Source organism: Reichenbachiella agarivorans, assembly GCF_025502585.1.
GTDB classification, from domain to species: domain Bacteria; phylum Bacteroidota; class Bacteroidia; order Cytophagales; family Cyclobacteriaceae; genus Reichenbachiella; species Reichenbachiella agarivorans.
This window is the reverse complement of sequence record NZ_CP106679.1, coordinates 3952199-3964767: the sequence shown is the minus strand read 5'-3', so window position 1 is coordinate 3964767 and position 12569 is coordinate 3952199. Positions and strand designations below refer to the sequence as shown.

At 44.8% G+C, this 12569-nt stretch carries 10 protein-coding genes; 9 read left to right on the top strand and 1 reads right to left on the bottom strand.

Going from position 1 to position 12569, the window contains the following annotated elements; all coding sequences use genetic code 11:
• Positions 1 to 19: 19 nt before the first annotated feature.
• Positions 20 to 748 (bottom strand): class I SAM-dependent methyltransferase, encoded by a 729-nt coding sequence (locus N6H18_RS16580; RefSeq protein WP_262309401.1) that lies wholly within the window; start codon positions 746 to 748, stop codon positions 20 to 22.
• Between the two features lie 207 nt (positions 749 to 955).
• Here N6H18_RS16580 and N6H18_RS16575 point away from each other — a divergent pair, with 207 nt between their 5' ends.
• The 9 genes from N6H18_RS16575 to N6H18_RS16535 all read left to right on the top strand — a co-directional run bounded on the left by N6H18_RS16575 (position 956) and on the right by N6H18_RS16535 (position 12559).
• Entirely contained in the window at positions 956 to 1750 is a 795-nt protein-coding gene (locus tag N6H18_RS16575; RefSeq protein WP_262309400.1) for a thymidylate synthase, read from the top strand.
• A gap of 158 nt (positions 1751 to 1908) precedes the next feature.
• Complete coding sequence (gene sdaAB / locus N6H18_RS16570) at positions 1909 to 2574, top strand: L-serine ammonia-lyase, iron-sulfur-dependent subunit beta (RefSeq protein ID WP_262309399.1); 666 nt, start codon at positions 1909 to 1911, stop codon at positions 2572 to 2574.
• Positions 2575 to 2753: 179 nt separating this feature from the next.
• Positions 2754 to 3185: a CBS domain-containing protein gene (locus N6H18_RS16565; protein WP_262309398.1), complete on the top strand. Its 432-nt coding sequence runs from the start codon at positions 2754 to 2756 to the stop codon at positions 3183 to 3185.
• 159 nt (positions 3186 to 3344) lie between these two features.
• Positions 3345 to 3932, top strand: coding sequence for an RNA polymerase sigma-70 factor (locus N6H18_RS16560; protein WP_262309397.1), 588 nt, complete (start codon positions 3345 to 3347; stop codon positions 3930 to 3932).
• Positions 3933 to 4223: 291 nt separating this feature from the next.
• Positions 4224 to 5189: a FecR family protein gene (locus N6H18_RS16555; protein ID WP_262309396.1), complete on the top strand. Its 966-nt coding sequence runs from the start codon at positions 4224 to 4226 to the stop codon at positions 5187 to 5189.
• A gap of 69 nt (positions 5190 to 5258) precedes the next feature.
• Positions 5259 to 8540, top strand: coding sequence for a TonB-dependent receptor (locus N6H18_RS16550; RefSeq protein WP_262309395.1), 3282 nt, complete (start codon positions 5259 to 5261; stop codon positions 8538 to 8540).
• A 211-nt stretch (positions 8541 to 8751) separates the two neighbouring features.
• Positions 8752 to 10155 carry a hypothetical protein gene (locus N6H18_RS16545; RefSeq protein WP_262309394.1) on the top strand — a complete coding sequence of 468 codons (1404 nt, stop codon included), beginning with the start codon at positions 8752 to 8754 and terminating at the stop codon, positions 10153 to 10155.
• 271 nt (positions 10156 to 10426) lie between these two features.
• Positions 10427 to 11977 carry an IPT/TIG domain-containing protein gene (locus tag N6H18_RS16540; RefSeq protein ID WP_262309393.1) on the top strand — a complete coding sequence of 517 codons (1551 nt, stop codon included), beginning with the start codon at positions 10427 to 10429 and terminating at the stop codon, positions 11975 to 11977.
• Between the two features lie 225 nt (positions 11978 to 12202).
• A complete protein-coding gene (locus N6H18_RS16535) occupies positions 12203 to 12559 on the top strand; it encodes a DNA-binding domain-containing protein (protein ID WP_262309392.1) in 357 nt (118 codons plus the stop codon).
• Positions 12560 to 12569: the final 10 nt, after the last annotated feature.

Genomic DNA, 12569 nt, shown 5'->3' with positions numbered 1-12569 from the left:
CATTTCAATTTCCAAAGACTCATGCGCCAGTCGAGACCGTTGACTTTCTGAATATCCCTACATAATTTTTGGGGTATCCCTTCTTGGTGTATTTGTTTTTCACCTCCAGTTTGTGAAAAAATATAGAGGTCAGCGCACTGAATATTTTCAACAGCAACATCATTGGGCAGAGTAGGTATCCCATGAGTCCACCGCCCAAATCCTTGGGATTGGTCGGTAGGTATTGCGCCATTCTATTCAATTGATACCCTACCGTGCCAAAATAGCCCTCCATCCAGTCCAATCTTTCTATTTCAAATCCCGCATCGCTGAACATTTTTCTGAGGCTAAACTGGGTGTATCTAAAAAAGTCATAGGGGATTTCATGCTCTTCATAGAACAAGGGACCGGTATAGATGATTTTCCCGTCAGGTTTTAGTACCCTATTCAGCTCAGTCAAGACCAGATTGGGTTCTGGGAGGTGTTCCATCACCTGGTTGAACAGGATGTAGTCAAAGCGGTTGTTTTCTACGGGTATTTCTTTTAGATCACAGACATAGGTAGATTGTGCGTATTCTTTGTCTACTTTTTCAAAGTCCGCAGACTCGTATTGGGTGTGCTGGAGTAGGCTTCTGTAGATTTGATCTCCAGCTCCTGCGTCGAGTACCACTGCGCCAGATGGGATGGTCTGAGCAAACTTCCTGTTTTCATCTAGCAGTCGATAGCGAGAGGAGTTGAATGACAACAACTTTTTTGACAATCCAATCATAAGTTCGGAGTTTTCTATGGGATGATTAAAAGTCGAATATAACACAGAATGTGTATTCGAATGGCCATATTCTTGACTTTAGCTTGAGAGATGTAGATGGCATACAGATACTTTGCAATAATTTGGTTTTGTCCTCTCAGCTACCTTCATCTTTTGCTTAAATCAACTACTTTTGAAGAACCATTTTTTAGACAAAACACTATCGAGATGAAGCAATACCACGAGCTGATGCAGCGAATTTTAGACGAAGGAGTTCAAAAAGGCGATCGTACAGGTACGGGTACTGTCAGTGTTTTTGGTCACCAGATGCGGTTTGACTTGTCCAAGGGCTTTCCTTTGGTGACTACCAAAAAACTACACCTCAGATCCATCATTCATGAGTTGCTTTGGTTTCTGAAAGGTGATCAAAATATCAAATACTTGAAGGATAACGGGGTCTCGATCTGGGACGAATGGGCAGATGAAGAAGGGAATCTAGGGCCTGTATATGGCGTGCAGTGGCGTAGCTGGCCTACCAGAGATGGCGGTACAATCGACCAAATCGAGCAGCTGATCCATGACATCAAGACCAATCCAAACTCTCGACGCTTGATCGTCAGTGCCTGGAATGTGGCAGACGTCCCTACGATGGCTTTGCCTCCTTGTCATGCTTTCTTTCAGTTTTATGTGGCTGAGGGCAAGTTGAGTTGCCAGCTGTATCAGCGCAGTGCGGATGTGTTTTTGGGTGTGCCATTCAACATAGCCTCATATGCTTTGCTGACGATGATGGTGGCGCAGGTCTGTGGTTTGGAGCCTGGAGATTTTGTACATACGCTGGGAGATGCGCATCTGTATTCCAACCATATCGAACAGACTCACTTGCAGTTGTCCAGAGATTTTAAAACACTCCCTACGCTCAAAATCAATCCAGAAGTGAAGGATATCTTTGAATTCAAGTTCGAGGATTTTGAGTTGGTAGGGTATGAATACCACCCACATATCAAGGGAGCGGTAGCTGTTTAGTAGTTAAGATACTAGATGGTTAGCCATTAGACTTTAGACAAAAATGTGATGGAGTATCAGATCGGTTGACTGTTAAAACTGATGAGATAGAAAAGGTGAATCGTTGATGGGATGTCTGAAATATTTGTTTTCTTAGCGTTCCACATTAACCCAACGTGATGGAAAAGAGCAGCATTTTTGATATGATAGGACCGGTTATGATTGGTCCATCTAGTTCTCATACCGCTGGTGTCGTACGCATCGGTCGAGTAGGTGTCAAGTTGCTGGGAGGTATCCCAGACGAAGCAGAGATCATTTTTTACAATTCCTTTGCCCGTACCTATGAGGGCCACGGGAGTGATCGCGCGATCGTTGCGGGATTGCTGGATTACGAGACAGATGATGAGCGCATCAAGCAGTCTTTTGACCATGCCAAGGGCAAATTGAAATACAGTTTTCGATCCATAGGCAACGCCTCTACCAAGCATCCCAATACGCTTTTTCTCAAATTGAAAAAGGGAGATAAACTCATGGAACTGGAGGGAGAAAGCCGTGGTGGTGGAGTGATTCGGATCACGAAGGTCAATGGGTTTGATGCGGGTTTTACGGCCAATCTGCATACCGTTTTGGTCACTGCAGATGATGTGGTCGGTAGCATTGCATTTATCTCGGATGTGATATCGCATGACGACTGCAACATCGCTACGATGACCGTTTCCCGCAAGGGTAAAAATGACATGGCCTGCCAAATCATTGAGATGGATTCTGGCCTCAATGACCTCACCATCCAATACCTCAAAAGCCTCAAGTGGGTTCGAGAGGTAATTTACATCCCTATGGTGTAGTGGGTGTATAATCTATACAAAAAAGAAAACAGACAGTACAACTGATAGAAGAGGGCTTGTTGTTTTGAATAATTTCATGTCTTTTTTTTGGATTTCTCCTTCATGTATAGTCTAGTAACCAACTAAATTTTTAACTTTTGACTCCTGAATTGAATGTTTCAGGATAAATAGATAAGAAGATGATTAAGGACGAAAGCGTATCCAAAATAATGACCCGAGATGTGGTGACGATCAACATCACCGACCCGATGAAAGAGGTCATCAATGTATTTGAGCAAATCAAGATTCGCCATCTACCTGTGATGGCCGAGGATACCTTAGTTGGCATCATTAGCCACTCGGATATTGAGCGACTGAAGTTTGGGAGTGACCTGATGGACAAGCAGACCAAAGCTGATGAATCAATTTTGGACATGATCTCTGTCAATCAGTTGATGAAGCACAACCCTGTCACGATCGGGGTAAATCACAGCATCCTAGATGTGGCCAAGTTGTTTGCCAGATGTCCATTTCATGCACTGCCTGTCACGGAAAACAATCAATTGGTGGGAATAGTGACCACTACAGATTTGATGAAGTACATCATTGCATTGAGTGAGCAAGAAAAGTAGTAAAGAATAGGTGTGGGTGTAATCAGTCACTGGACTATCCTATTAGATTTCTAACATCATTGCTAAACTTAATATAATCATAAAATCAATTGATAGATGATGAGTAGGTAGGTATATAAATTTGAGTGAATCAAATCCTATATACCACTCGTCATGACAATGGAATCAATCTACGATCCTGATTTACTTTTGTCTTTGCGGCAAGGTGACGTAGAGGCATTTGAGACACTCTATCACCGCTACTGGAAACCTTTGTATATCCATGCTTACAAGCGTGTCAGTGTAGCGGAATTGGCCGAAGAGATTGTGCAGGATGTGTTTTGTCAATTGTGGGAAAAAAGAAAACAGGTCGATGTGGCTGTGTCTGTGGAGGCATATTTATATGGAAGTGTGCGCAACCATGTGTTGAGACATTTTCGTGATCAGTACAGGCATGAGACCCATCATCAGGAAATCAAAAATCAAAGCTTGCAACATAATGATCAGCTGGAGCGCAGTATGGTGCAAAAGGATCTTCTTGAAAAAGTGGAAGAACTGATTGAGATGCTACCTGATAAATCTAAACACGTGTTTGAGTTGAGTAGAAAACATTTCCTCACCAATCGAGAGATAGCACTTCGTATGGGGGTAACGGACAAAACTGTTGAATACCACATCAATTATTCTCTGCAATATTTGCGCAGCAACTGTCCAGATTATTTATTGGTTAGTTTGTTCTTTTATACCATGGCTGGTACGAGTGCTTAGATCATCACTATGCTCTTTGCTTTTATCGTAGAGAGTCAAGTAACCTCATTTCGCTTTTGAATAACCCTTCAAGGGTTATTCTGCCCTTTTTATCAAAGGTCATTTTAGTTTTGCCCTATTGTGGATCATGAGCCTTCTTTATAGAATCGAACTCAGTCAGTAGTTATTTCCCGCCTTTATCTCATTGTTATTAGTTAGAGTTTCATTTAACAATACCATAACAACATACACCTAGGGAAGGGGTCTCCTTAGGTAACTCTATGTGTGAGTGTCGCAATAGAGGCAATGCATATGGATGAGAAGAGAATGAAATACTTGCTCGATAGGTTGGCTATGAATATGCTGACCGAGCAGGAGAAACTGGAAGTAGAAGCTTGGTACGATAGCTTTGATCAATTGGATGATGATTTACATGTTTCACATTTGAGACGTACCGATGGTAGTCATATAGCACAGCGTATATGGGCACGCATTCTCAAAAGAACCCAGTATGAGACCAAATTCAAACTACCATACCGTTGGGCAGCAGTGATCACCTTACTACTGGTTTCTGCAATCATCGGGATAGCCTATCGCAGTGTAGTTTATCAACAAGTCATAGCCATGACCAGCAAGACCATCGAAGTGCCTGAGGGCAAGATGATGATTGTCGATCTCCCTGATGGATCCAAGGTCTGGATCAGGTCGGGTAGTATTTTGAGCTACAATAGGTTCTTCTTAGGTGATCAGCGAAATGTAGCATTGGATGGAGAAGCCTTTTTTGATGTCCAAAAGAATCCTAACAAACCTTTTGTTGTCCATTCGGGAGCATGGGAGACCCGAGTCCTAGGTACCTCATTCAATGTCAAAGCACTACTCAATCTAGATATATATGAGGTCATGGTACGTACAGGAAAGGTTCAAATCAGTGACTCAAGTGCTGTCCTTGCCACGCTGCTACCTGGAGGAAGAATCTCTCGACGTGATGAGCGTATAGATGTCGATGAGACCCAGGTCGCGCAGTATCTACAGTGGAGAGAAGGGGGGTTGATATTCGACAACAGTAGTATGGCAGAGATAGCTTGGTACTTGCAAAATCGCTTTGACCTGCAGGTAGAGATCGAGGGTGAACATATCCAGCACTTCCCATTCTCAGGAGACTTTACAGGACTTTCTTTTTCACAGATATTGAAGATCATGCAGGAGGTTTACCCATTCGAAGTTCAGGAATTGACTGCCAATCACTACCTGATTCGTGAAGTGACCTTGGCCGAATAATCAAGTAAAATGAAGGGTGCTGCTGTCACAGACACCCCTCTAGTATTAATTAATAAGTAAAACAAAACTATGAAAAAAAACCTACTCAATAGGTGCCTTAGGAAACTCATCTTGTCAGGTGTGATCCTACTAGGTGGTCTGCTGACTACCTATCAATACGGACTTGCAGCAGGCAGCTCCGGCATTTTAGAAACCAAAGTCAGTATCTACTGTGGTCCTTGTGAGCTCAAGGAAGTATTGCAGCAACTCGAAGAGCAACTCAATTCACGATTCGTGTACAGTGAGATAGACATCAGAGATATACAACTAGACCGCATCTCACAAACACAGGTGTCTACTGGACAGATACTAGATATCATACTCAAACCCAACAACCTGACTTACAAAGTCATGAATGGTCGCATAGTGATCAAGCGAAACATACCTCCTAAAACAGGCGGACTCAAAGGCAAGGTCTACGATGCAGATAGCCACAGCGATATGCTGGTAGGTGCCACAGTACGGATAGAGGGTACTGGGCTAGGCACTACGGTGAGCGTAGATGGCACCTTCGAGTTTAAGGAAGTGCCAGTGGGTGTCTATACAGTGGCAGTCTCCTTCGTAGGCTACCAGACCCGTCGACTAGAGGAGATCAAGATTCTCCAGGACAATATCTCTGTGATAGAAGTAGCCCTAGACCAGAGCTCTACCGAACTGGGAGAGGTCGTGGTGCGAGGAGATATCCCCGTGCAGTTTGCCCCGATCCAAAACTCTACGGAGATCTCGCTGATGAGTGAGATCCAGCGTAGTAATGTCGTGATCACGGGCATCTCCAGCCAGCAGATCACGAGATCACTCGATAGAGATGCGGCGGACGTAGTGCGCCGTGTACCGGGAGTCTCTTTGCTCAACAACTTTGTACTGATCCGAGGCATGTCCCAGCGCTACACGATGACCTATATCAATGGCATGCTGGCACCTAGCACTGAGGAGGATCAGCGGGCTTTCTCCTTCGATCTCCTGCCCTCAGGTCTGCTGGACAACATCATGATCTATAAGAGTCCCTCACCTGAGTTGCCAGGAGGATTTGCTGGGGGAGTGGTCAAGGTCTCTACCAAAGCACCTGGTGCGGTGCGTCGCATCCAGATCGGCTTCTCTGGACAGTACAGAGACGGCACGAGCTTCACCGATGGCTACAGCAACAGCGCTGCGACGAGCAAGGACTGGATGGGAACAGGTCTGGAGGACAGGATGTACGAGGACAAGCTTTACGATACGGGTTACAAATTTCCGCATGATGGGAATAAAATTTTTGCTCCTGAAGCCATGCGACAGGTGACTAGAGACTTCCCCGAGCCCTACGATCTGAAACCTGATCACATAGGCATGGACCAGCGCGCCCGGCTCAACTACTACGACTCATGGAAGATCGGCAGTACCCGACTCAACAACCTCACCTCACTGGGTTACACCAACCAGACTCAGTTTCGCAGGTCAAAAGTAGTGGGGGAGATCACCCCCTTTTTTAACGAAGAGCAGGCGTTGGCACAATTGCCTTCTTTCGAATCGATCGACTCTGTGTACAACCAGAGAGTCAGATTGAGTGCCTTGCAGAATCTGACTTGGCAGGTCAATGACCTGCACAGCGTACAGGCGGTAGTCTTACTCAACCGATCCGTCGATGACCAGACAGGGATTAGAGACAAAGCTATCGATCAGGGGACGACAAACCGTTTGCTTGAAAGAGAGGTCAACTATGAGTACAGTGTACAGGATCTGTACAGTGGACAGCTCAGCGGACAGCATCGATTGGGGGCGCATGAGGTAGTCTGGCGAGCAGGAACGAGCTACTCAGCCATGACCTCTCCAGACATACAGACCTATGTCTTTAATTTTGTTGACTCTGCGAAGACCCAAGGTCAATTTTATGTAAGGAATTCAGACGGAACTACCCGGAGGGGAAGTTTCTTGACGGATGAAAAAGGAATCAATCTGGGACTGGACTACAGTGTGACCTTGGCTCATGATCTCAAACTCAAAGCTGGTGGCATGTACCAAAAGCAGGATCGTACCTTCGAATCGTGGTACTATGATTATAGATATGCAGATTCAAGTCAAGATAACACCTATCAGTATGCTGGCTCTACTCCTTGGAATCAGCTAAGTGGGATCGTCAACGATAGCCTGATCTTGGACGAAAGTGGTCAGGGACTTTATCTCCAGCGTGATTTTGCAGAAGGCATATTCTTTGTACACAACCGTTACCAGGCGGCCTATGCGGGAGCAGAAGTCCCTCTGATGAACAAGAAATTTCAGCTCAATGCCGGTCTGCGCTACGAGTGGAATGATCGGGTATTGTCAGACCCACTGGATCGAGAGATTTTTACCAGTGGGGGCTATGACTGGAGTACTGGTGAGCCTCTGGGCGACACCATTCCTGACACCCAGCAGGTGCATTGGCTGTCCTCAGCTAGTATCAACTGGAACATCACGCACCACATGAAGCTCACCACTACCTATGGCAAGACCATAGATCGCCCTGCCTATCGCGAGGCATCTCCTTTCTCTTACTATGATTTTGAAAGTTTTAGTAGAGTCACGGGTAATGCGGGATTAAAGGATGCCGAGATCCAAAACTATGACCTGCGCTGGGAGTACTACCCCTCAGAGGGAGAGTTCATCGCCATAGGGGTATTCTACAAGGACATGAAAAACATCATCGAGCAGGTGATTAGGAATATCAGCCCTGAAACGGGGATAATATATACGAGTTATGCCAATGCACCTGAGGCGACGGTGAAGGGCGTGGAGCTAGAGGCACGAAAGAACCTCGGCTTCATCCCTTGGAGACCCATGCAGTATTTTTCAATCATTGCCAATGCAGCCTACATGCAAAATCGACTGGATCTGAGACCTGTCTATGAGGAGCTGGGAGTTAAACCTGAGGGCAAACCCTACCGTCCCTTCATGGGAGCTGCCCCCTATGTGGTCAATGCCAGCCTCTATTTTGCGCAGCCTGAGTGGGGTACTACCCTCTCGGTACTGGTCAATAGCATCGGGCAGCGTATGGTCGCCAGTGGTAGATTAAATGTAGCTCCTGTGTATGAGACCAGCAGAACCACCCTCGATTTGGTATGGATTCAACAGATCACTTCTTTCTTACAGATGAAGGTCGGGGTGCAGGACATCCTTAATCAGGCGATCACCCAGTACCGTGATACGAATCTGGATGAGAAATATGATGAAGGAAAGCTGCAAGAGTTTATCTACAGAGAAAATGAACAAGAATATACCAAATATGGCTATGACTATGCGACACGCAGCTACCGGCCAGGCAGTTACTATTCGCTAGGCTTCCAGTTTGAGTTTTAGCAGTGACAATTTTAATAATGGATCAACAATAAAATGATAAAAAAGAACACCAAACCAAAACCACTTAAAACACCATGACTTGAAATCACCGACCAAAAAAAAGTCCCACACCGCCGAGGGCAGTAGTGAGACCAGTTGCAACCACCGACTGTGAGCCAGTGGATTACAATTTAACAAACAAACAAAATTAAGTTATTTAAAACTAAATGTTATGAACACATTAAAATTTAATCAGCTTGTATTAGGTCTTGGAGTGATAGCTGCAATAGTAACTACTTCTTGTCAAGATCAATTATTGGATACTCCACAGCCAGAGCTTCAGGGATCAGCAGCAGCTGCACCTGAGGTTACTTTGAGTGGATTTCTTACTACTCGTACCCTCGACAGAGACACTGTATATATCCTAGACGAATTTGTCCGTGTACCTAGTGGTCAGATTTTGACCATCGAGTCAGGTACTTTGATCAAAGGTATCACTGGTACTTTGTCTGGTAACCCAGCAACAGGAACACCTCCAGGTACTTTGGTAATCGAGCGTGGGGGTAAAATTGAAGCTGTAGGTACTTCTACTGCTCCTATTGTATTTACATCTAACGAAACAGTTCCTGCTTCAGGTGACTGGGGTGGAGTGATTATTTTAGGTAAGGCTCCTATTTGCTATAACGGTACTGCTGAAATTGAAGGTATTCCATCTTCAGCAACTGGAGATAATGGATATGGAGGAGTCGATGATGCAGACAACTCTGGAACACTACAGTATGTGCGTATCGAGTATGCGGGAAACGTATTGGTGGATGGTGATGAGATCAATGGTTTGACACTGGGTGGAGTAGGTAGTGGTACAACTATCGATCACGTACAGGTGACGCATGGATTGGACGATGGGTTCGAATTCTTCGGAGGTACTGTCAATGCCAGCTACTTAATCGCGTCTTACAACAAAGACGATGATTTCGATACAGATCAGGGCTACAGTGGACACATCCAGTTTGCTGTTTCTTTGAGAGATCCTAGTGTATTTTCTTCTTTCCCAACAGGTGGATTTGAGTCTAATGGCGATGAGGATACTTATTCTGGTTGTAATTTGACGAACGCTACTTTCTCTAACTTCACTGTGATAGGACCAATCAAGTACAACGTAGGTACAGCAGTCAATGCTGCTTACAACTCTGGTGCATTGATCAGAGATGGTAGCGAGTTGGATATATTCAACTCTATCATCGTAGGATATCCTAATTACCAGTTGGAGCTAGACGTTCCTGCTGCTTTTGGTAGCACTGTGTTTGCTGAGGGTGTGACTTTGGTTTATCCAACTTTTGGAGTAGCCCACGATGGTGATAGCACCAATGCACCTAATTTCTCTGCTTCTGGATTTAACAATGAGTGCTTGAACGCAAGCATTAGCGGTTCTGTTAACAATAATACTTTGGTCAAAAGATCTGGATTGGGTGTTAATGCTTGGGCTCCTACTTCTATATTGAGTTTCCAACCAGTTACTGAAAAATCATCTGACCTTAGCAGTGGCTTGTTGACTGGTTTTACTGCTGTAGGTTTCCGTGGAGCTATTGGCAAGACTAATACTGTAAACTGGAATACTGGCTGGGAGCAGTTTTAATTTGATTTTTTGATTATAACAGAGACCCAGTACCTATCCATGCCAACCCGCACTACTCCGCAAAGGTTGTTTGCAGTACGCCATAGCGCTGGTGGATCCAGATGGATGCATGGTCTCTTCTTACTTCTAAACCTGACAGGTTTTCAAAACCTGTCAGGTTTCATTTAAGCATAACATCAAACAACCCTGTTAGGGTTCTGAACCCTAACAGGGTTTAATTCATAAGAAATTCAAAATGAAATCGAACAATAAGAGTACATACACTAGAACAATGAGAAATTATACAGGAAAAATAACAGGCCTGATGCTGGCCATGTTGGTCGCAATGGTCACACTGATGAGCAGTTGCAAAGACGATGAGGGCGGAGAGGAGCCGGGAGAAGGTTCAGAACTGACCATCACAGCTATCGATCCAGCTACAGCGCGGATAGGAGAGCAAGTGACCATCATAGGCACAGGATTCAACCCAGACTACAGCCAAAACGAAGTAAAGTTCTATGCAGGAGAGACCTTCGTAGATGGAGTAGCTGTAAAAAAATATGTAAATGCAACCTTGGTATCAGGTACATCGACCACCATCGTAGTAATTGTTCCTGCTACAGCACAGGATGGTCACATCATCGTGATCGCCAATGGCGAAGAGCTGGAGTCGTCTATGGATTTCGTGGTGAACGTTTCTTTGGACAATCCAGTACTGACCAGTCTGAGCCCTACCAATGGCTTCCCTGGATCAGAGGTGGTGATCACGGGAGAGAACTTCGGAGAAGGTATCGAGGCGATCGAGGTGAAATTTGGAGAAACAGTAGCTACAGTATCAGGAGTAACAGCTACGACCATTACGACAGCTGTGCCAGAGGGCATGACTGAGGGTGAAGTGCAGGTGAGTGTCAGCAGAGAGGGAGCTGCGGCAGACAAGACCCTGAGCTATACCGTCAATAAAATACCTGTAGATGTGAAGACTGTTTATTGGCCAACTATTGATGGGATACACAAGGGAGTGATCAATGAAACAGGTGCTACTATTACTAATATTTACCCTACAGTAGATCACACTGAAGCTGGTAGTGCTTTTGGTATAGCTGTAGATGCTGTGGGTGGATATGTGTACTGGTCGGGGAATGGTATATACCGCGCCTCTATAGATGGCAATGGAACAATAGAGACCGTATTAGCTTCTGACAATTATGTTTTCTATGATGTTGCTTTGGATCCAGAGAATCAGATGCTTTATTTCTGTGCATACTCACTTGATTTTGGAACAGCTTATATCAATAAAGTACCTATGGATGGTTCTGTGGAAGAAGAAACCATTTATGAAGTTTCCACTGATGATGAGTTCGGGGTTGAGTCAATCAAGTTGAGCATCTCTGAGGATAAAATCTATTGGACGGATGGTTCTTATTTCAGAGTTATGACAGGGAGTATCGATGGTTCTACTGATGCAGTTGTTTTATTTGATGAAGTGGATGGTTTGTACTATCCTACGGGCATCGCTGTTGATTCAGATAACGAAAAAATCTACATTTCTAACAATGGGGTAGATTTTGTAGGTACTAGTGAAATCCTGGTAGGTAACCTAGATGGTAGTGGAGATTTGGAAGCCATTGTTTCCTCAGGAGACTATGTCAAAGCACCTTATGATATGGAAATTGATTTGGAAAATGGATATATCTTCTGGATGAATTCACAAGTTCCCGCCAATACATCTAATAGTGAGGTGATGCGTTCCACACTGGATGGTGAAACTGTCGAGGTACTTTTCGGTGGTTTTGAAAATGGATCTTTATTTGACATAGAAATCGGCGAAGTGCTGCCAGAGTAAATTATATTCTATTTTGTAGAGGCGTGTACATGTTGGTACACGCCTTCTTTGTCATCGTATCGGATCATGCGAGGTACACGTCATCGCGAGGCACGAAGCGATCTCAGCCACATGCAGACTGCTTCGCTACCGCTCGCAATGACACTTACACTCAATTCATAAAACCACCAAGGTCTTCGTGTCTTGGTGGTTTTTCATCATTTCACATACTAAAAAAACAACACTATGTCACTAAGATATACACTGAGAGAAAACAAGATAACCAAAGACATCCCAGACGACTATGTAGGAGTACCCTATGAGGTCACCATGCACACCCGCGAAGACCTGGTCCTCGGGATCACTGGCTCGGGATCCATCCTAAAACCGACCGAATCCAATGCGGTGATAGATGCCTACTGGGGACAAATAGCCAAATGGATCAGCGAGGGGGAGGGCTATGCAGACGAGTACCTGAGCGTCCGATTCAGTATAGGAGGCGTATTCGTCACAGTGGATGACAGATTCGATACCACCCGTCATAGCCTCAATGTGATCGCCTCTCTCAAGCAACAGCTCCTGAGCAGAGGACTCGATGTATAGCTGCAATACA